This is a genomic window from Prochlorococcus marinus str. MIT 9515 (assembly GCF_000015665.1).
GTDB lineage: Bacteria > Cyanobacteriota > Cyanobacteriia > PCC-6307 > Cyanobiaceae > Prochlorococcus_A > Prochlorococcus_A marinus_P.
In genome coordinates this window covers 1102262-1121351 of sequence record NC_008817.1, presented here as the reverse complement: position 1 = coordinate 1121351, position 19090 = coordinate 1102262, and the positions used below count along the sequence as shown (strand labels likewise).

23 protein-coding genes are annotated in these 19090 nt (G+C 28.1%); 11 read left to right on the top strand and 12 right to left on the bottom strand.

Annotated elements, in window-relative coordinates; all coding sequences use genetic code 11:
• Positions 1-83: 83 nt before the first annotated feature.
• Both P9515_RS06150 and P9515_RS06145 read right to left on the bottom strand, forming a co-directional pair.
• Positions 84-1256: a hypothetical protein gene (locus tag P9515_RS06150; protein ID WP_144038782.1), complete on the bottom strand. Its 1173-nt coding sequence runs from the start codon at positions 1254-1256 to the stop codon at positions 84-86.
• 437 nt (positions 1257-1693) lie between these two features.
• Positions 1694-2062, bottom strand: coding sequence for a hypothetical protein (locus P9515_RS06145; RefSeq protein WP_011820582.1), 369 nt, complete (start codon positions 2060-2062; stop codon positions 1694-1696).
• Between the two features lie 207 nt (positions 2063-2269).
• On the opposite strand from P9515_RS06145, the gene psbF reads away from it, so the two are divergent.
• The 4 genes from psbF to P9515_RS06125 all read left to right on the top strand — a co-directional run bounded on the left by psbF (position 2270) and on the right by P9515_RS06125 (position 5085).
• Positions 2270-2563 carry a cytochrome b559 subunit beta, long form gene (gene psbF / locus P9515_RS09370; RefSeq protein ID WP_071818456.1) on the top strand — a complete coding sequence of 98 codons (294 nt, stop codon included), beginning with the start codon at positions 2270-2272 and terminating at the stop codon, positions 2561-2563.
• Positions 2564-2577: 14 nt separating this feature from the next.
• Positions 2578-2763 (top strand): hypothetical protein, encoded by a 186-nt coding sequence (locus P9515_RS06135; RefSeq protein ID WP_011820580.1) that lies wholly within the window; start codon positions 2578-2580, stop codon positions 2761-2763.
• Positions 2764-3410: 647 nt separating this feature from the next.
• Positions 3411-3824, top strand: a complete 414-nt coding sequence (locus tag P9515_RS06130; RefSeq protein WP_011820579.1) for a hypothetical protein — start codon at positions 3411-3413, stop codon at positions 3822-3824.
• A 979-nt stretch (positions 3825-4803) separates the two neighbouring features.
• Positions 4804-5085: a DUF3303 domain-containing protein gene (locus P9515_RS06125; RefSeq protein WP_011820578.1), complete on the top strand. Its 282-nt coding sequence runs from the start codon at positions 4804-4806 to the stop codon at positions 5083-5085.
• Positions 5086-5161: 76 nt separating this feature from the next.
• Here P9515_RS06125 and petP read toward each other — a convergent pair whose 3' ends face one another.
• Positions 5162-5590, bottom strand: a complete 429-nt coding sequence (gene petP / locus P9515_RS06120; protein ID WP_011820577.1) for a cytochrome b6-f complex subunit PetP — start codon at positions 5588-5590, stop codon at positions 5162-5164.
• A 1264-nt stretch (positions 5591-6854) separates the two neighbouring features.
• On the opposite strand from petP, the gene P9515_RS06110 reads away from it, so the two are divergent.
• Positions 6855-7034, top strand: coding sequence for a hypothetical protein (locus P9515_RS06110; protein ID WP_011820575.1), 180 nt, complete (start codon positions 6855-6857; stop codon positions 7032-7034).
• A 20-nt stretch (positions 7035-7054) separates the two neighbouring features.
• Complete coding sequence (locus P9515_RS06105; RefSeq protein ID WP_011820574.1) at positions 7055-7306, top strand: Ycf34 family protein; 252 nt, start codon at positions 7055-7057, stop codon at positions 7304-7306.
• 513 nt (positions 7307-7819) lie between these two features.
• Here P9515_RS06105 and P9515_RS06095 read toward each other — a convergent pair.
• The 6 genes from P9515_RS06095 to P9515_RS06070 are packed head-to-tail and all read right to left on the bottom strand — an operon-like array spanning position 7820 to position 13871.
• Positions 7820-9388 carry a GMC oxidoreductase gene (locus tag P9515_RS06095; protein WP_011820572.1) on the bottom strand — a complete coding sequence of 523 codons (1569 nt, stop codon included), beginning with the start codon at positions 9386-9388 and terminating at the stop codon, positions 7820-7822.
• Between the two features lie 46 nt (positions 9389-9434).
• The gene (locus P9515_RS06090; RefSeq protein ID WP_011820571.1) at positions 9435-10031 is read right to left on the bottom strand and encodes a cytochrome c oxidase subunit 3; all 597 of its coding nucleotides are present in this window, start codon (positions 10029-10031) and stop codon (positions 9435-9437) included.
• Between the two features lie 3 nt (positions 10032-10034).
• A complete protein-coding gene (locus P9515_RS06085; RefSeq protein ID WP_011820570.1) occupies positions 10035-11726 on the bottom strand; it encodes a cytochrome c oxidase subunit I in 1692 nt (563 codons plus the stop codon).
• 8 nt (positions 11727-11734) lie between these two features.
• Positions 11735-12670 (bottom strand): cytochrome c oxidase subunit II, encoded by a 936-nt coding sequence (locus P9515_RS06080; RefSeq protein WP_011820569.1) that lies wholly within the window; start codon positions 12668-12670, stop codon positions 11735-11737.
• On the bottom strand, positions 12667-13344 hold the full coding sequence (locus P9515_RS06075; RefSeq protein ID WP_011820568.1) for a DUF2231 domain-containing protein: 678 nt from the start codon (positions 13342-13344) through the stop codon (positions 12667-12669). The genes P9515_RS06080 and P9515_RS06075 overlap by 4 nt, the downstream gene beginning before the upstream one ends.
• Positions 13341-13871 (bottom strand): DUF2231 domain-containing protein, encoded by a 531-nt coding sequence (locus P9515_RS06070; protein ID WP_041710742.1) that lies wholly within the window; start codon positions 13869-13871, stop codon positions 13341-13343. The genes P9515_RS06075 and P9515_RS06070 overlap by 4 nt, the downstream gene beginning before the upstream one ends.
• Positions 13872-14757: 886 nt before the next feature.
• Here P9515_RS06070 and P9515_RS09795 point away from each other — a divergent pair.
• From P9515_RS09795 to P9515_RS06060, 4 genes are all read left to right on the top strand, one after another.
• Positions 14758-14934 carry a hypothetical protein gene (locus P9515_RS09795; protein WP_011820566.1) on the top strand — a complete coding sequence of 59 codons (177 nt, stop codon included), beginning with the start codon at positions 14758-14760 and terminating at the stop codon, positions 14932-14934.
• 528 nt (positions 14935-15462) lie between these two features.
• Positions 15463-15828 (top strand): hypothetical protein, encoded by a 366-nt coding sequence (locus P9515_RS06065; RefSeq protein ID WP_011820564.1) that lies wholly within the window; start codon positions 15463-15465, stop codon positions 15826-15828.
• A gap of 309 nt (positions 15829-16137) precedes the next feature.
• Positions 16138-16290 (top strand): hypothetical protein, encoded by a 153-nt coding sequence (locus P9515_RS09790; RefSeq protein WP_187146018.1) that lies wholly within the window; start codon positions 16138-16140, stop codon positions 16288-16290.
• Positions 16291-16616: 326 nt separating this feature from the next.
• A complete protein-coding gene (locus P9515_RS06060; RefSeq protein ID WP_041710740.1) occupies positions 16617-16847 on the top strand; it encodes a hypothetical protein in 231 nt (76 codons plus the stop codon).
• A gap of 68 nt (positions 16848-16915) precedes the next feature.
• Here P9515_RS06060 and P9515_RS06055 read toward each other — a convergent pair whose 3' ends face one another.
• Both P9515_RS06055 and psaM read right to left on the bottom strand, forming a co-directional pair.
• Complete coding sequence (locus tag P9515_RS06055) at positions 16916-17218, bottom strand: hypothetical protein (RefSeq protein ID WP_011820562.1); 303 nt, start codon at positions 17216-17218, stop codon at positions 16916-16918.
• Between the two features lie 377 nt (positions 17219-17595).
• Positions 17596-17697 (bottom strand): photosystem I reaction center subunit XII, encoded by a 102-nt coding sequence (psaM, locus tag P9515_RS06050; protein WP_041710626.1) that lies wholly within the window; start codon positions 17695-17697, stop codon positions 17596-17598.
• Positions 17698-17939: 242 nt separating this feature from the next.
• Here psaM and P9515_RS06045 point away from each other — a divergent pair, with 242 nt between their 5' ends.
• A complete protein-coding gene (locus P9515_RS06045) occupies positions 17940-18173 on the top strand; it encodes a Nif11-like leader peptide family natural product precursor (RefSeq protein WP_011820561.1) in 234 nt (77 codons plus the stop codon).
• 143 nt (positions 18174-18316) lie between these two features.
• On the opposite strand, the gene rluF is transcribed toward P9515_RS06045, so the two are convergent.
• The gene (gene rluF, locus P9515_RS06040) at positions 18317-19039 is read right to left on the bottom strand and encodes a 23S rRNA pseudouridine(2604) synthase RluF (protein ID WP_011820560.1); all 723 of its coding nucleotides are present in this window, start codon (positions 19037-19039) and stop codon (positions 18317-18319) included.
• Positions 19040-19090 lie beyond the last annotated feature (51 nt).

Here is a 19090-nt window from a genome sequence, read left to right as displayed (position 1 = left end):
TTTCTCATTATTTAATAAAATAAAAAAGAAGTTCCAACAAGATGGTATTAAAGAATAATAAAAATTACTAGCAATATTTTTATTTATTTATTTTTTAAAATTACCTGATTCAATTTTTCAGAAATAATAATATTACCTCTTCCAGTAAGATGACAGAAGTCTAGAAGCTCTTCTTCTTTTCCCTTTAACCATTGAGATCCATCAATTAATGATTTGCAAAAATCGAGATCATAGTTACATGAATTTCTCATTTCTTTTCTTATCTCAGGATATACAGCATCAAAACTAGGTTTTAAGTAAGAGAATCTTTCGAAATATGGGTCTATGAAAATACTTGAATTAGAGGTGAACATATTTGGCTGAAGTATGGCTAAAAAACTTACATTCTTAGACTTAGCTATTTGATACGCTACAAACCAATTATTGACTAAATGCTTAGCTACTAAATTTGCTCTTATAGGATTATTGGCACACTGTAATTCTTCTGTTAATTTGTATGGATTTTTTTTAACTATTCCGGACCTATATAATTTAATAATCAAATGTTTATATGGTGAAATAATGTAAGTACGAAATCTTTTAAAGAAATTTTGAGAGGATACTTTTAAAGAACTTAAGAAATCAGATTCGCCTTTATTTATATAATCTCTAAAAATTGTTTCTCTATTATGGAATGGTATTTTTTCATTTTTTGTGAGATTACTACATTGATGACTTATGTCATTAACACCATCATAAAAAATTATTCTTTTAGGCTGTAATCCGTCACCAATCAAATTAACGAGTTGATTTAAAGATTGTCTTGAAGCCCAATCTTCTCTTCCAAAATTCATAACTTCTTCACTTGTAATGGATGCGTAATTACTGGGAATTGTTTCGTTATCAACTGCGCCAATTCCAAATATCGTAGATCCACCGAAGAACCAGTTTGAGTTATTTAAATTTTCATTTAATGATTTCCTTGTATTATATTTACCCTGTATTTTCATTAGATCATTATTTATCTGTTTAGGTTCCCAAGAAGTGAAAGATTTGTACTGATAAGTAACTGGGTTATTTAGCATTGCTAATATATTTTTCACTTCATCTTTTTCTAAGTGATCTGATAAATAAAAAATTTTATTTGCTGGATTTTCAAATGTTTTTTTTACACTCTTATAAAAAGTTAAAGCAACTGCAGGAGCAAGCAGAAAAAATACTAAAATAGAAAAATTTATTATTAAAACTTTTATTTTCATGTTAGAAACTTCTTTCAAAACTAAAATATCATAAAATTTATCTCAATTATCACTCCAGTTTATAAAGTATTTGCTAATTCCAAAAGAACTTAACAATCCTCGTGAAAGAGAGTTTTTCAATCCAATTCTTATTTTAAAACAAAATTCATTCTCATTTTATACATTGAATTGAATTATTTAGATCAATTAAATGTAAGTATATGATATATAGTCATTATGCAATATTTTTAAGAAGTAATTGGAAAACTTTAGTTATTACGAATATTTGAATTCGATATCATTCCATCCACCAGTGATGATAATAACTACATTAGTATTCTTTTTTATAAGAAGAAAATTCTTATTAGATAATAAAAAATGAACTAGAAAACTTACTTAATATTGAAATCTTTAAAAGAATCAAAAATTAAATAAAGGAAAGAAGTTATAAAAACTAAAGTATATATTGATTCCATTTAACTAACCGTGGTAATAGAACTACTTAATCCGTATGTAAGAAATATAAAAGTTGCAAACGATACCCCAATCATCACAGTAGTATAAAGTTTGTTCAATTTAAAACTATTTTCTGTAGATGAAAAATCAGCTATTACAAGATTTTTCATTGAATATTTCTCTCTGCTTATAAAGTTGTTACTGTTAACCAAATTACCAAGAATAGGCTCTGAAGCAATAGGGTTATTCTGGGTTATGGCAGAATTAAAAGTTTTATCTTCATTAAAGAAGGTTGGGAACATGTAAGTATGCCATAAAGTTATGATCGCGGTCCAAAATATCACACTTAAACCTGCAATACCAAAAAGTAGGAATCTAAATGTTTCCATAATTATTATTGAGATTGAACCAAATCTACAATAGATTTATTTTGTAAATAAAAAAAAATATACTTCAATCTAACCAATAAATCATTTCAGAAAGTAACTTTTGATAAGAACTTATGTTAATAAGTGTTTTTGCTTAAATATAAGTTAAAGATATGAACGTTATTTTTCTTAAAAGGTCAAAATATATAACAAATTAACTTTTAAAAAATGGACTTTAGAGTTGTACTAGTTATTACTCCTATAATTTTTTCTTGGATCTTTACAGTTTTTTGGTTAGGCAAATGGGATGTATTTAGATTGACACCTTTTGGATTGCCAAAACAGGGTGTGGCTCCTTTTAAAAATTATCAAGTATGGGAAGATTCATCGATTATTAATACAAACAGGCCTGAGGAAGGTTACCCAGTATTTACTGTACGAACTGCCGCTGTAAATGCATTGGGAATTCCAACTGTTTTCTTCCTAGGAGCTATTTTGGCGATGCAGTTTAAATCTTATTAAAAAGGGAGATTTGAATGGATATCAGATTCTTAATTGTGGGAGCTCCCTTTATTCTTGCATTCTTCTATACATTATTTTGGCTTAAAAAATGGGGAGCTTTTAATTCATCTTTTGATGATAACCCAAAAAAAATGATTACAAAAAATGATTCATCAGGTGAAAACTTGATAATAGAAAATATCTTTATTACAAAGAATTAAAACGTTTTATTAATAAATTTAAGAATTATCATGATACCTCAAGAGCAATTTTTCTTCTTTGCAATTTCCTTATACGCTTTTTTCCATCTTTCAATGAGTATTGTTAATATTTTTATTGGCTTTCAATAAAAATATTAATTAAAAAAATTTAAGACACTTAATTGTATAAAATAAATCTTCCTTAATTGATGAACTCAATGTATAAATATAAAAGTAGAAACTAGGGAAATCTACTAGCCGTAAGCTTTGATACCTTCGGTTTGTAATGAGAACCTCTCTTTGACCTCATTTTCTTTTTAGCAATCTTAGAAAATGAGGTTTAAATTTTTACCAGATTATTTTTATTGAATTTCTGCGTTGAATTTCTGTATTAAAAATAACTTATATATTAAAAAAATATCCATAAATTTGTATATTATTTACTTTAAAAAAATTTGTTTTTTATATATAAATAATATGTAGATATTTGGCGAATCTGCAGCGGTTTAATATCCGTCTTTATGAACCTAGCCAAAGAAAATATTCCTAACTGCTTTTTAGTTATTTTGGTAGTTAGGAATATTTTTATTAAGTTTTTGTATATTAATTTGTAAGTAATAATTTATAAAAATTGAAAATGATAGAATAGTCTCAATAGAAGAAATTACATGACTACTAAACCTAATAAAGAAACAACTTTAGAAAATATTTATGCAGATTTAGAATCTGGCATTCCAGAGAACAAATCTATAAAAGAGTACGCACTTCCAAACGCAAGACAGTGGTTAGGAGCTAGATTTGTAGCTATTTGGGTTTTGCCTATATTTTTTATAAAGAAAATTTCAAAACTCTATGCATCATCTGCTTTTATAAAACCTTACTCACCTTCAAATACAGGACCTTCTTATAAGCAGCCTGAAACTTTATATACTGCTTTAAAAAATGTTTTCAAAGGTAATGATTATTTAAGATTCTTTGACCATAGATTCATAGGTATTTGGGTATTACCCATAGCCTTAACAGGAATTGTATTTGAGATATTATTAATAGCTCCTACTAATAACACTTCACCTTTTAGTTAATTATCTAAAAAAATGTTAGAACTTATTTATTATTCTCAGAATATTTAAGTCCTAGAGAAATCACTACATTATCTTACTTGGTTCGTTATTAGGAATAGTTTTCAAATTAATATCTTCCATATATTATCTCTCCATAAATATATCTAATTGAAAACGGGGGATAATTGAGACTTATCAATATATAATTTTGGAAATTATTAAATAGGTTTATAGGTCCTAGATAGTCTTTTATTTCACCCTCTATTTATAATGATTAATATAAATAGCTGAGGGTTTATATAAACTTAGTTTATTAGAAAATTTTTTATGATTATAAATACATTTCTATTATGTTTAGTTTATTAGTTATCTCTAACTTCACAAATTTATTTTAAAAAACGAGGCAAGTGATGCATATGTATGGGATAGCAATTACTTATGGGACTGTAAATTTATTATTACTTGTTTGCTTTGTCTATTTAACTTTTAGAATGACTAATAAATAACTGATAAATTGAAGAAGAGTAGATCATTAATAGAAAGATGGTTATGAAGTGATTGATGAAGATTGCAATATTGTATTAAGAAGTTTAAAAAGTTTGTTTTTATTTATTGTGCTATAAATTAAATGAGGCCAAACCTCAACGAGTTAACTCTACGTTCAACTCCAAGACATAGATTGGTTCAATATAGTACGAATCGATTTAACAACCTCTCTGGTGATTGGAATTTCTGGAGGGGTTTCTTGTTGCAAATAAATTAGTAAATAATTAGAAAACTTATGACTTGGGAATTTTATAAACTTCCTATAATCTATATATGGAAAAGGGGATTTTATGGGGCAATAATTTTGGAGTAGATGTTGAAGTTACAATAACTTTTACTATTACAAGAATCCTATTTGTAGATAAATAAATTACAACAGCTTCTAAATTAGTTCCTAATGTGTAAATGATTGACAGTCGATTTAAAATAAGGGTAAATTAGCTCATCTTTGTTTATGCTTTTTCTGATTTCTTATAAATTTACTGATCCTAACGAACAGGAGAATGGAGCTAAAATGCTAACGGAATGGTATGACAAAGGAGGACCGCAAAATAGACCAAAAGGCTACGATGTTAAATCTTGGGTGTTCTTACCTCAACGAGGAAAAGGTTATTCTGTAGTAAATTCAAATTCATTAGAAATTATCTGGAAACAATGGCGTCCTTGGAAAAATTTAATGGAAATCACTATTGAACCTTGTGCAGATTTAGATGAGACAGTAGCGCTATATCGTTAATTGGATAATTCGCCAAAATGAGATTCGCTTTAATGTTGATAAATATAAGTTATTTTTATAGTGCATTTTGAAGATTTTATAAAACATCTTTAAATGAATTTAATAACCAACTAAGAAAATTTAGTGGATTTATAAGATCTTTAATTTTATGTTTTTGCTTATAATCTGTAGGAATTATTAATGCTAATAAAGTCCAAGAAACTATTTTAATGAAATTGAAAATTTCAAATAACAAATTATTTTCTTCTAAGATTTCTATGTATTCGATAATTTCACCATTTTCATCGAGAACGTCTATCTCTTCTTCAAAGAACCATTCTTCTTTCCCATTCGATAATTTTAAAATAACTCCTATACCTTTACCATCAGTAATTTTGAAATCAATTATTTTGCATATTGAGGAAGCTTCAATTGCCTTTAGACTCTCTTTCTCTAATCGATTTTTTGCTAAATCAAGTTTAATTTGAACTGTTGAACCTATTTTCGCCCTTTCAAAAATTTTCATTTTTATAAGTAATTATACTCACTGTTTAACTGAATTGAGGAATTGCTTGAAAGTCTATTTAATTATTATTTCAATAAATTCAAAAAAATTTTTAATTCTGAAAAATAAATCTTTTTAATTATAAATTCTTTTTGTATGGAAGAAAGAGGACTAAATTTATAAAAATCCATCTATTTTTTGACTGGAATATAAAGATATAAAGATATATCTATCTTTATTTGCTTTTAAAAAAAATTGATTTAATGAATTTAAGCGGGCATTCTATAATTGATTTATTGAAATCTTTCAAACATGTAACGAGCAATTTTCAAAACAAAATTTATGTCTTAACTCAAAAATAAATAAATGAAAATCAAAATATACTTAATATGTTATGGCTTTGAAATAATTTGAATTAAATGTACTTTTCGAATTGAAAATTTATGTTTACATTTACTAAGAGACAACTTAAATGAAGATGGAATATTGGCAAATTATTTTTCTAAATCTTGCAATAATAGGATTCATTTTTCAGCTTTTACAGTTTATATTATTTTTTAAAAGAAACTCGAGCTCAAATAGAAATAATGCTAAAGACTTATTAGAAAAAATCTATAATCAACCTTCCTCATATGAAAAATACATCAGAAATCTAAACTTATGATTGTGAGGAGAGATCGTAAATAGTTAATCATATTATAAATATCAAGAATAAATCCTTTTAAAAAAAAATTGAGTGATTAAGGTCACTAATTCAAGTAGCTTATTTATACTATTAACAAAATATTTATGGAAGATTTGTTAGGGTCTAAAACAAATAATAAAAAGCTATGGAAGGCATCAACAAAATTCTACCTTTTGGATTAAAAGTTCAAAAATTAGTTCCATTTTTTATAGTTGCTAAATTATTTAGTTTTGCTGGTTTCGCAATCTTTATGATGAATCGCTAAATCTACCAGGAAATTTCAGATTATTCTTGTTACTTATGCTTTTTGATTAGTACTATATAAATTTTTAAACATTCTTTAGAAAACTCTCTAGATCATCGTAATATTTTTAGAGAAAAGTTATAAAGGTTTTTTACAATTGATAAAATTTTACTCAAGAAAAATCTAAAAATAATTGTTTAAAAATATCAAATGAATAAGTCAAATATGTTGAATGATTTATCTAATTAAACAGAATTTACACGAATTAATATTGTTTTTTACATGTAAGTATTTTTACTCTGTTTATTATCGAGAAATGTTGTCATGTTTATAGTTCATAATAAAAATCATCTCTAATGAAAGAAAGAATAAATAAGGAAATAAATAACAATTTATTCAATGAGATAGATATCAATCTACTTTTTGGGATGCAATGTTCAGGTAATAATAAATTTCAACAAAATTATTTGGAAAAACTAAAATTCCAAACTGAATCGGCATTTTTAAATAAAAAATTTGGCAACTTTAAAAATTAAATTAATTTTCTTTTTTTAAAATGTGTATTTGTATTAATTGTAAATGGGTCGATAGGTGTAAGACATATCATGATGTAGAAAAAAATCATAAAGTTGAACATCTAACTTCTTATCCAGATGTTAATGCTAAAAATCCATTAATACATGTAAGCCTAGTTGAAGAAAAAAATGGGAATGTCTCAATTGAATGGGATGTTAGATCTTGTTCTAGTTTTTATGAGGAGATTGGTCGGTGGTCAAAAATTAAACCTGGAATTCAGGTTCCTGCTTAAAGAAATACATAACTGTATCCAAAGAATACTTGTTTATCAAAAGAATTTTAGTTTTAAACCTTCCTGTAAGTATTTGATACTTAACAATAAAATTTAGAAATCAGTTTGATGAAAAGCATAAAAGTCTCACGAGTATAAATACTTAGTTAATATTATAGAAGTTCTTGCCTTTATGCTTATGAAATATTTTATTTATACAGCATTAAAGCCTTACCAAGATATTTTTGAAATCCTAGAAAATCATATGAGGATGGAAAAAATAATGGACACAAAAAGTGAGCATTGGAATCTTTATAATGATAAGATTCCAAATTGGTTCTATAAGATGATAATTATGATGGGAATTTCTGTCATTTTGGGTTTTTTGTTGATATTGGCTGGTTCGATCTAAAATTTATAGCTTTTATAATTAATTCGAAATTTATTTCATATGATTTATTGATTTTAAATATAGGAAAAGTTTTTAAATCATAAGTTAATAATTTACGGATAATATTAGTCTTAATTAGATTCTTAAGGTCTGCATATTAATGGTTTATAAAGATTTCCATAAGTAAGATAATCTCCTAATTTGAGGGACATAGCAATAACTGTTAAACCATGCCCAATACTTGGGCAGCTTGGAAATATACTCGCATCTGAAATATAAAGATTATCAAGGTCATGACACTTCCCGTTTTTATTAACTACTGAGGTTTTCGGGTCATTTCCCATCTTGCAAGTCCCGCAGGAATAACCAACTATGCTTAGCGGAGCTAATCCTCTTGGGTGTGCCGGCGTTCTGGTTATTGATATAGAAAGGGGGTTATTCTCAATAACTTTTAAAGTGTCAAGCCATCTATAAACTAATCGATCGTGTGCCTCAAGATTGTTATGTATGTAATTAATTTTTACCTTATTATTTTGAATGGTTACTGCGTTTTCAGGATCTGGTAAGACTTCCGTCATTGCCCACCATGATATTGACCTTTTTGCTAAATTCTTTAATCCAAAGTCGGGTATTAATTTTGTAATTAAAGATAGAACTGGCGGAGATTCCGCAAAAAAAGCATCCCTAAGTACTCCTCCTCCAGTTTGTATGTGACCTAATGGGAAATTAACGTTTTTATCCCCAAAGTAAAAATCATTTAATCCTAAGGTTTTTGAAAAATATCCACTGGTGAGATTATTAGCTCTTTGAAGAATACAAGTCATTTGAATATTCATCAAATTTTTGCCAACCATTTTTGAACTATTAGCTAAACCATTTGGATGTGATGAAGATTTTGAATTTAATAAAATTATAGGAGTATTAATTGCTCCAGCTGAGAGAATAACAATATCTGAGGAGAAAAGCCATTTATCCCCATCTATCTCTGCCTCAACACCTTTGACAGATTTCCCAGAAGAGTTTACATCTAGTTTTAAAACTTTAGCGTTGGTTTTAATTCTCAGGAAATCTTGATTTGAATTATAAATTCCATAAAGTTGGGCATCTCCTTTTTGAAACATTGCACAGTTATCAAAATCAATATCTTGAGAACTTTCAGGCCAGCTAATTGGTAGATAATAGGGATTAAATCCCTCTTCTATCAAAATATTTTGTATCTCTTTGAATAAAGGGTCTATAGATTTTGGGGGATTATCATAACCACTCGATCTATTAGGCTCTGTTTTATCAATACCTTGCCTCCCTTTTACATTATAAATTTCTTCTGCTTTTCTATAAAATGGTTCGAGTTCCTCATATGATATGGGCCATGATGGAGAAGTTCCCTCTTGTAAAGAAAGATCTTCAAAATCTTCAGTTCGCATCCTTTCTAAAACTGCACCCCAGATTTTAGTGTTCCCTCCAAGCGCATATACAGTTTGAGGAGCAAAAGGATCCCCATCAGGACCAAGCCAATTTTCCCCCTCAGGGTGATATCTTGTTTTTCTAAATAAATCCGTGCCTATAATATTCTGTTCTTCTAAAGGAAGCTGACCTCCCCTCTCTAGAACTAGGACCCATTTCCCCTTTCTTGATAATTGACGGGCTAAAGTGGCTCCACCAGCACCGCTTCCAATTATTATGAAGTCATAGTGATGATCATCTATTATCATGTTTTGAAAATTTGATAATTTTCATTTAGAAATAATAATACTAAATTTATTGCCACAAATAAATAAGACCAAATAAAAGGAGCCAAATCACATCAACAAAATGCCAAAAAAGACTTACTGATTCAACCCCCATTTCTCCACCTTTATAATTGTTTGGAAGAAATGATCTATACAACATAAGCCCCATTAGTAAGATCCCTGTTATAACGTGGAGACCATGAAAACCGGTAAGTAAATAAAACATCCCCCCAAAAGCTCCGCTCTGTAAGCTGAAAGTGAGTTCAGACCACTCTACATATTGACCATAAACAAAGTAACTTCCCATTATCATTGTGATGAACCAAACGATTCTGAACCCCCACAGATTTTTCTTATGTAGATATTTTTCTGCAAAGTAAATCACAAAACTTGAAGAGACTAAAATTACCGTATTAATTAGTGGCATCTTTACATCGATACCATTTATACCTGAGGGGTACCAAACAGGTGCACTAATTTTAAGGACGCTGTAACCTACGAAAAAAGCAAAGAATATAATACTTTCAGAGCATAAAAATATTATAAATCCAGTCATATTATGACCATCATGTTTAATATGGCCTGGTTTATGATTTAAGGTTAGAGTTTGATTTTTTGAAACCATTTTTTAATGTTTTTTGAGTGACTTTTCTACATAAAATTTCTCATCTTCGACGAATGGTTTATCTAAGCCATAACAATAAGGTTCATTTAAAACCGTTGGAATATCTTCTTCAAAATTTTCGTGAGGCGGAGGAGAGGGGAGTAGCCACTCTAGCCCTATAGCTTTCCAAGGATTTGGGGGAGCTGATTTACCTCTAACCCATGAACTAACCATATTTAAAATAAAAGGAATAGAGGCAACTCCAAGAATAAAAGCTCCAATACTTGCTAGTACATTCCAAATTGCAAATTCAGGATCATAAGAGGCAACTCTTCTCGGCATTCCTAATAAACCAGCCCAATGAAGCGGTAACCAATTTAAAGTCGCTCCTATAAAAGTAAGAGTAAAATGAATTTTTCCTAAACCTTCATAAAACATCTTTCCAGTAAATTTTGGGAACCAGTGATAAATAGCTGCAAATATTCCAAAAGCAATGGTATTAAAAATAATATAGTGAAAATGAGCAACAACAAAATATGTATTTCCAACATGAATGTCTACTGGCACTGTTGCAAGCATTACGCCAGTGATTCCTCCAAAAATAAAATTAAATAATCCCCCCAAACAAAAAAGCATGGGTGTACTTAACCTAATATTTCCGCCCCATAATGTAGCTATCCAGGCAAATACTTTTACACCTGTAGGCACAGCAATGAGCATAGTAGTAAACATAAATAAATTTCTCATCCACATTGGTGTGCCTGTATAGAACATGTGATGAACCCAAACAACTAATGAAAGAATAGTTATACCAAAAGAAGCGATAGCAACAAATTTATATCCAAAAAGAGGTTTTCTGGAATAAACAGGAAAAAGTTCAGAAAATATTCCAAATACAGGTAAAACCATCACATAGACGGCAGGATGAGAATAAAACCAGAAAAAATGCTGAAACAAAACAGGGTCTCCTCCCCCCTCAACTCTGAAAAAACTTGTTCCAAATGTTAGATCAAAAAATAACATTATCGCTCCACCAGTTAAGGCAGGTAATCCAAGTAATTGTAATAATTGAGCTGCTAATACAGTCCAAATAAAAATTGGCATCTTGAAAAATCCCATCCCAGGGGCTCGCATTCTTATTATTGTTGTGACAAAGTTGACAGCACCAATGATCGAAGAAATCCCAGATAAAGATATTGCTATTATCCATAACATTTCCCCATTTATTATTTTTCCAAGAGGATTTTGAATACTTATAGGGGGATATGACCACCAACCTGAAGAGGCCGGCCCTCCAGGAACAAAAAAACTTAAAAGAAGTATTATTGAGAAAACTGGGACTAGCCAAAATGCTAAGGCATTAAGTTTTGGGAAAGCCATATCTGGCGCTCCTATCATGGGAGGTACAAGTAAATTTGTTAAACCACTTAAAATAGGGAATAGGAACAAAAAAAGCATGATTGTTCCGTGCATAGTGTACAGACCGTTGTAAACGGTTGGATCAAAAAGATCTGATGGTGGTGTTATTAACTCTCCTCTAATCAACATCCCTAAAAGACCACCTATTAATAAGAAAAAAAGAGCTGTGACAATATATTGAATGCCAATTACTTTTGCATCCGTATTAAAACTAAAAAACCTTTTCCAATCATTGGGCCCTTTGGGATAGGGATTTTTAGTTTTAACTAATCTTGGATCATAATTAACAATTGTCATAGGAAATTTCAACTATCATGGGGTCTTTCTTCAAAACCCACCTCATTAACTTTTGGATCAGGAGCAGGTTTAACTGTCGCCCAACCTCTATTACCATTTCTTAGCCTTTTATCGTACAAACGGCCAGCAGGATTTAATCCATTTTGAGGTTCTTTTTTTACAGTCTCATTAATCCATTGTAAAAAAATGTCTTCAGACTCTACGATTACATTTGTTTGATTTTGTGAAAAATAGGCACCACTAAACATTGCGTCTCTCAATCTATATACACCTTCTTTAGTAGGTGTAAGCGAATATGTAATTACACTTCCAGGAATAATATCTTGTTTTAATCTAAATGCTGGGACATAAAAACTATGAATTACATCTTCTGTTATTAATCTGAAATTTGATCTCTTATTAACGGGCAAATGTAATTCAGAACTATGTATTCCATTTGGATAAACAAACTCCCAATTCCATTGCCTTGAAATCACGTCAATAGGTCCATAATCAAAAACTTTTTTCTCCTCAACAAAAGGTACCTCTGAGCCGAAATCATATTTTATTTTTGACCCTAAGTTTTCAAGTTTATTATTAACACCTGTTGAATATATTGATATTGCTAAAACTAAAATAAGAGGAACTATTGTCCATATAATTTCAAGTTTTAAATTTCCCTCTAAAGGTTCACCATTGCTTTCGTCATACTTAGGAGCTCTATTGAATACTAAAATCCAAGCCATTGTTCCTGTACAGCCCAGAAAGATAAAAGTACCAATAGTGGTTTCAAATGCAAATAGATTATCTACATAATGAGCAGCCTCTGAGGCTTGTATTGGTAACCAACTATAAGACCAATAACCCATTAATAGACTTACTAGCAAGTTTAGTAATACTGCAATAATTATTATAAAAGTGTTTGAAAAATTCTTTTTCTTTAATCTTCTTATTTTAGTATTCATTGGAATATTTGATTAAGATCTTCTCCTCTTACAAGAAGTTGGTCAGCCGTAATATGAACTCCAAAATCGCTTGCAAGCCATGCTCCTAAACTGCCATGTAGCCCCATCAAAATTAAAATCAAGGCTCCTAAAAATATATAAGACCAAGAGACTTGTCTTCCGAAATCCTTCCTAAAAACAAATCTTTGATAACCTCTCCATATAGTCATCGAAATCATTACAAATAAAATAGCCACTCCGCCTATGGCATGCCATAGCATTGTAGAAATCGCACTTTGACCTAAAATACTTTTGACTTCAGGTATTGGAACTGCGAGCAACATTTCAAAAAAACCAGTTGCAACTGTAAAGAAAGTTATAAAGGAAGCCGCAAGAATGTTATACCAACCAACATCATGAAATCCCACTCTTGTTACTGGAAAAGCAAGAAATCTCAGAATTCTTTTCTCAAAAGGATAAAATGCTCCTGCAATATCAAAGAATATTCCAATAGCAAATAAACCTATAGTTAAATGAACAAGATTTGGATGTAATGGAATTTTATAAGGCAAATCATTTGGCCCTAATTTATCTGATATTTCACTAATTGGTGATTTTATTAAAAGAGAGAAAAGGCTGTAAATACTTTTTAAACCACCTATTTGAAAAAAAAGATAATTATTAAAAATTATCATAATAATCCTTCTCTAACAGCTTGAACAACTGGAACTGTATGTAATCCATAAATCCAAACCAACATATCTCCTAAATACACTTGAGTACAAACTAAGGCGGCTAAAATTAAATCTACAAAAACAAAACCTTTTGACAGGACTTGAGGATTGCTTTGTCTTGAAACATATCTCCATCCTGTAATGACCGAGAGTACCCCCGCTAAGGACCATCCTATTGTGCTGTGATAGTTCAAAATATCTCTTGAGACTCCATATGGATTACTTAGTCCAGCTTCAATTTGACCAAACACAATAGCAATAAAGATAGCAATTGTTGCAACGGTTAGATTTAAAAAACTTACTTCATATAAATTAGGTTTTTTGAATATTATTCCAACAAAATCAAATACTACAGCGCCTAGAGCCATTGCAATTACAAAATGAACTACAATAGGATGAATAACATCAATCCATGGAAGATTTTTTTCATTCAATGCAGGAAGCAAACTTGAAAATATAGAAAAAGTATTGATCAAGATATAAGCCATAAAATTTAATGTTGAATGGACCATATTTGAAAAGATATTTTTTATTAAATAAAAAGCTTCTTTTTCAAATCTATATATAAATTTTTAGATAAGCAACAATTTTCGAAACCTTTTAATGTATTAATTTTCATACCAAGAATATATATATATATATTTATTTAGGTAAAAGTTATTTTTACCTCTTCATAATAATTATTTATCTATCAGAATATTTTATTTAATGAAAATTAAAATTAATTAAATGCATATTACAGGAATATTCTGCAGCAATAAGATTTGTCTAAAAATAAAAGGTTTTTAATTTACATAATGAAGATAAAAATAAACAAAGAAAAATAGAGTCTGAAAATTATCTAGAGAAAATTGTGATTAATAAATTTTTTTTTAATGATCTTAAACTTTATGAGAGATAAATATCACAGTCTTTTGATAACTTAATTAGACCCCTCTTCTTTTTCATTCAATACTTTTTCTATGAGACTTTATAACAATGGAAATCATATGAGCAGGAGTTCGATTATTACTTGGACTTATCTTTAGTTGGTTTCCATATTTAGATGGAGGTGATATTTTTATTTGGGTTTACTATCTTATTCTTGGATTAAAAGTTGGTGAGATAATTTCTTCAGATCAAAATAAAGATGATGATTATAATCGGCATTATGGAATTTTAATTCAAGATTTCAAAGGAATATAATTTCTTATTAGATTTTGGAGAAAACCAGTTTCGAATAAATAATAAAATAATAATTTATATCTATACACAAAAATATAGAAGTAATAAATAATTAGCCAAAGATTTTTCTTTTAGAATATAAAAAAAATATATATTTTTAAAATCATCTTAATTATTTTTGCTAAACCATAATTAGAGCTAAATTTAATTATGAAAGCAAAAACATTTTCTTCAAAAAAATTTAATTTTGATAATGCCTCAAAAGATCAGATAATTTTTCTGGCTGTTTCAGGTTTAATGATTTTCTTAGCTAAAGCTTCTTATGATCTATATCTTCATAATCCTGCTTTTCATATGTTTATACAGAGTAAAGGAATCTTTTTATAATTAAAATTATTAGATTTACAAATTTATAAGTAAATTCACTTTTGGCTTATTAACCTCAAATCACCGATAACCCTAAATTTTTGAAGATTAATTATTACTTTGATAAAAATTAAGGATCTGCTCCCATAATCGGTAATAAATTCGGATGAAATCCAAGGTTAATTTTTTAAGATTAAAAAATTTTTAAGCTAATGTTAATAAGCTTTTTTTTTTTTGGATTATTAATTAAGTAGTACTTAAATAAGTTGAGGACTTGCTTATCTGTCGTGATTTGGTTCCATATAAATAAGTTTCTCTTTATTATGCAAATCTCAATTTTTGCAAAGGCAGTATTCTTTTTAACTCTTTATGCAATATCTGACCTTTCCATAAAAAATCATATTTTGAAGAAAACTATACGAAGAGCTAATAGAGCTAAATCAATTTTTTAGCAAATAATATTTCAATAGATTCTTTGATCCCAAGTCTAGTTTTAATTGATGATTTGGTATCTCTAACTTTTAAGATTATTAAAAAAGATTAAAACTTATGGATGATCACTTTGAAATTAATAACTGGTTAAAAAATCTGCGAAAGAGAGAGGAAGATGATCTTAAAAAGGATAATAAAGATATAGAAAATGATTGGACAGAAGAAGTAATAATCCCAGAAGCTATCTATGAAAGATTTTCTAAAGATGAACAAAGTACTTGGCATTATTGTGACCTTAAGGATATTTATTGCAAAAAAGATATCTTTGAAATTTTTGGAGTATTACCAGATATGTTAAATACTTGCTTTTCAAAAAGATTTTATAATTTAACAAAGGAAGAATTAATTGAATGGGCTAATATAGGCAAAAACATTAATACTCAATTACCAATAGATGATGTATTGATTCTCTATACTCAATAAAAATAATATTTATTATCTTTTATTGGTTCTTTTTAAAATCACTAGCCGATATATATTGGAGGGATAAATTCTTTTTTAGTAATTAGATGGAAATATTGTCTTAAACTTTTCCGCCTTGCCAAATCTAATTAGATTTATTTTTACTTGGAATGGGTAATTATCTATATTTAATAATTACTAATAAAATAAATAAGAAATATTTTTAATTTCGCCTCTTTTAATAATAAAACTAGCTTAAGAAAATTACAATTATTGCGAAATAATTTTTAAGCAAGCATAACTAATATGTATGGCAATTAACTATTAGTTATGGAACTTTCAGAATTTACTCAAGAAACAAGAGCAAAATTAAATGATTTACTTAAATATTGGAAGAAATGGGAGCATGTTAAAGATGACGACGTTCTTAAACTTTTAGATTCAATTGCTTTAGGTTATGGCGGTAAAGTAGTAGTTAGATAGAATGATAATTTATTAAAATAAGTTTTAATTTAGCTTTTTTATTCTCTGAGAGATTAAAAGGTAATTATCATGACATACCTTCTAAATTTGCTTAGGTTTTTTGTGATTGAGCAAATTAAGAAAAAGTAGACTAAGCAGTATCTTTTGAATAATTAAATTTAAATTAATTCGCAGAGTTGGAGCTTAACAATACTTTTAAGGAAATATTAAAGAATATGGAAAAGTAAATTTAATCATTTAAGAATGTAGGTAATGATATAGAAATCAGTAAAGATTAAATTTAAAGATTTTTTGATAGCTTTATATTGTTTATAAAAATAATTAAAATGCAATTCAATACTTTCAAGGATAATGATTTAAAAGAAGTCTGGGCATTAATTATTGAAAAAATGAATCAAGAAGGTGAAGAGGTTTGTCCTAATTCCTCAAGTTTTTACAAAACTCCAGATGGAATAGAGTGTTCTTTGAGAAGAAAAAACGGTGATTTAATTGGAATTTGTTATCGAGAAAATAACAGGAAAGGTGGTTATAGATGGACAATAGAAAAAACAAATTAAGATATTACTTTGCAATTTTTTTTTTTTAATAATAATTTCCAGAATAAAATTGAACCCTTTCCTAAAATCTATGAATTGAAATAAGGTATAAGATTCTTTTTGAAAATATTAACTGCAAAAATAAATAATGAAAAAATTATTAGCTGAACAATAAGCCAAGCCAACATTTTATAATTAGGATTTTTAGTAAAAAGCGATATATTTTTTGTTATGAGTGAATTTAAATGAAAACGCTCTTTAATCTGAACTTTCTTTAGATATTCTTTTGCAGAAGATTTATTCTCGTCAAGCGAATCTTGAGAGGTGGATCCCCCCCTTGTTCTTTCTGATTCTTTATTTTGAGAGTTTAATTTATTTTTTGAATTTTTCATAGTTAATAAATTTTTATTTTTTCTTTTGAATAAGATCCATTATTGATCTGAAAAGATAAACTGAACCTAAAACCAAAATTGGAATCAAATAAATTCCTAAAGACATTATTTAAAGAATATTTTGATTATTTTCTAACAGTAATAATGGAAAAAGTCATCGTAAATTTCTTTACTTATGTTGTCGCTTTTGTTTCAAATTCAAGTACTTATTATATTATTTTCCTGAATGGGTAGACCTTTTAATTTAGTTTATTTTTTATCTGTAATTTTCATCTTAGTTTTTTTTGTCTGCAGCTTAATTACCAAAAGTATGTTTCCATATATCCAGAATGATAATCCAACAATTAAGGGAAATAATGATTTGAAGTTCATTTCCTTTAATCCTTTAAACTTATACCAAGTCTTAATGCTAAAGTTCCTGCAAAGATTACAATCAGTAATCCTAAAGCGATTAAAATTATCTCTTGAGATGATTCCATAATTGATTCTTTTTAATAACGATTTTTTTTGCCAATCAATAAATAATTAACAGATTAAAGCATAGCGGTGCGAGCAATTAAAATTAACTGATTCTCCAAAATTTTGAGACAAGAATAAGATATTTACATTGAAAAGAAAAAATTTATACATTATTTAAAAACTTTTGTTTTTTTTTTTAATTGAGACTATTAAAATTTTTTGAAAAGAATTTATTATTGATATTAGTCACATTATATTTCTGGTGTCAGAAGACCAAATAAAAAAATTTTTAATTGAAATACAAAAAAACAAAAATTTTCTTAATCAAGTTATGAGCGTTGGAACTGCAGATGAGATTGCCAAAATTGCGAATGATTCAGGATTTAAATTTACAGGTAGCGAATTAAAAAATATTTCTAATAAAGTTATTAATGGAGTAAAGATTAAAAGTCAAGATACATCGCCTTCCTATAATTTTGGAGAAGGTGGAAATTAAAATTAATCTTTCAAAACTCTTTGTAAAAGCTTTGATAGTCTGATTTTTTATTACTGATAGAATAAAAAAAATTTTTTCTTTGATAGTTTTGGAGAAAATTGAAATTAAAAAATTTTAAACTCTCGACAAAGAGAGACTTTTAATTAGTTAAATGTTTTTGAAGAGTTTTCAAGTAATCCACTTAATTCTAAGAGTTCATCTTTGGTAAATTCGCGATATTTTCCAGTTGGGATGTCTAACTTAATATTCATAATTCTTATACGTTTTAAAGATTGTACTCTGTAGCCCAATGACTCGCACATTCGCCTAATCTGACGGTTTAGTCCTTGAGTGAGTATGATTTTAAATTTTTTTACCCCCAATTGTTTTACGAAACAATTCTTAGTAATGGTGTCTAATATTTTAACTCCATTACTCATGTTATGAATAAAGTCTCTATTAATCGGGCGATTAACGCTTACTATGTATTCTTTTTCATGATTATTTCTTGCTCTAAGTATTTTATTTACGATATCACCATCATTAGTTAAAAAAATAAGTCCCTCACTGTTCTTATCCAATCTTCCAATGGGGAAAATTCTTGTAGAATAATTGATGAAATCTATTATATTGTCAGGTTCAACTCTTCTATCGGTTGTGCAAACAATTCCTACAGGTTTATTGAAGGCTAAGTATATATATTTTTGTTTAGTTGGTTTATCTATTATTATTCCTTCAACTTCTACTTGATCATCTTCCTTTACCTTGGTACCTATTTCTGAAATTTTACCATTAATGGTTACTTTTCCTTCTTCAATTAATCTATCTGCTACTCTTCTTGAACAGTAACCTACTTCACTTAAATATTTATTTATTCTGGTAGCCATTTTGAAAAAGTTACCTTTTATTTATTTTAAATTTAATTGACTTCACGAAAA

Bases quoted from the DNA above. Each gene is read 5' to 3' on its own strand.
- P9515_RS06145 (WP_011820582.1), bottom strand. From the start codon at position 2,062: ATGGAAACATTTAGATTCCTACTTTTTGGTATTGCAGGTTTAAGTGTG.
- psbF (WP_071818456.1), top strand. From the start codon at position 2,270: ATGGACTTTAGAGTTGTACTAGTTATTACTCCTATAATTTTTTCTTGG.
- P9515_RS06135 (WP_011820580.1), top strand. From the start codon at position 2,578: ATGGATATCAGATTCTTAATTGTGGGAGCTCCCTTTATTCTTGCATTC.
- P9515_RS06130 (WP_011820579.1), top strand. From the start codon at position 3,411: ATGACTACTAAACCTAATAAAGAAACAACTTTAGAAAATATTTATGCA.
- P9515_RS06125 (WP_011820578.1), top strand. From the start codon at position 4,804: ATGCTTTTTCTGATTTCTTATAAATTTACTGATCCTAACGAACAGGAG.
- petP (WP_011820577.1), bottom strand. From the start codon at position 5,590: ATGAAAATTTTTGAAAGGGCGAAAATAGGTTCAACAGTTCAAATTAAA.
- P9515_RS06110 (WP_011820575.1), top strand. From the start codon at position 6,855: ATGAAAGAAAGAATAAATAAGGAAATAAATAACAATTTATTCAATGAG.
- P9515_RS06105 (WP_011820574.1), top strand. From the start codon at position 7,055: ATGTGTATTTGTATTAATTGTAAATGGGTCGATAGGTGTAAGACATAT.
- P9515_RS06095 (WP_011820572.1), bottom strand. From the start codon at position 9,388: ATGATAATAGATGATCATCACTATGACTTCATAATAATTGGAAGCGGT.
- P9515_RS06090 (WP_011820571.1), bottom strand. From the start codon at position 10,031: ATGGTTTCAAAAAATCAAACTCTAACCTTAAATCATAAACCAGGCCAT.
- P9515_RS06085 (WP_011820570.1), bottom strand. From the start codon at position 11,726: ATGACAATTGTTAATTATGATCCAAGATTAGTTAAAACTAAAAATCCC.
- P9515_RS06080 (WP_011820569.1), bottom strand. From the start codon at position 12,670: ATGAATACTAAAATAAGAAGATTAAAGAAAAAGAATTTTTCAAACACT.
- P9515_RS06075 (WP_011820568.1), bottom strand. From the start codon at position 13,344: ATGATAATTTTTAATAATTATCTTTTTTTTCAAATAGGTGGTTTAAAA.
- P9515_RS06070 (WP_041710742.1), bottom strand. From the start codon at position 13,871: ATGGCTTATATCTTGATCAATACTTTTTCTATATTTTCAAGTTTGCTT.
- P9515_RS09795 (WP_011820566.1), top strand. From the start codon at position 14,758: ATGAAAGCAAAAACATTTTCTTCAAAAAAATTTAATTTTGATAATGCC.
- P9515_RS06065 (WP_011820564.1), top strand. From the start codon at position 15,463: ATGGATGATCACTTTGAAATTAATAACTGGTTAAAAAATCTGCGAAAG.
- P9515_RS09790 (WP_187146018.1), top strand. From the start codon at position 16,138: ATGGAACTTTCAGAATTTACTCAAGAAACAAGAGCAAAATTAAATGAT.
- P9515_RS06060 (WP_041710740.1), top strand. From the start codon at position 16,617: ATGCAATTCAATACTTTCAAGGATAATGATTTAAAAGAAGTCTGGGCA.
- P9515_RS06055 (WP_011820562.1), bottom strand. From the start codon at position 17,218: ATGAAAAATTCAAAAAATAAATTAAACTCTCAAAATAAAGAATCAGAA.
- psaM (WP_041710626.1), bottom strand. From the start codon at position 17,697: ATGGAATCATCTCAAGAGATAATTTTAATCGCTTTAGGATTACTGATT.
- rluF (WP_011820560.1), bottom strand. From the start codon at position 19,039: ATGGCTACCAGAATAAATAAATATTTAAGTGAAGTAGGTTACTGTTCA.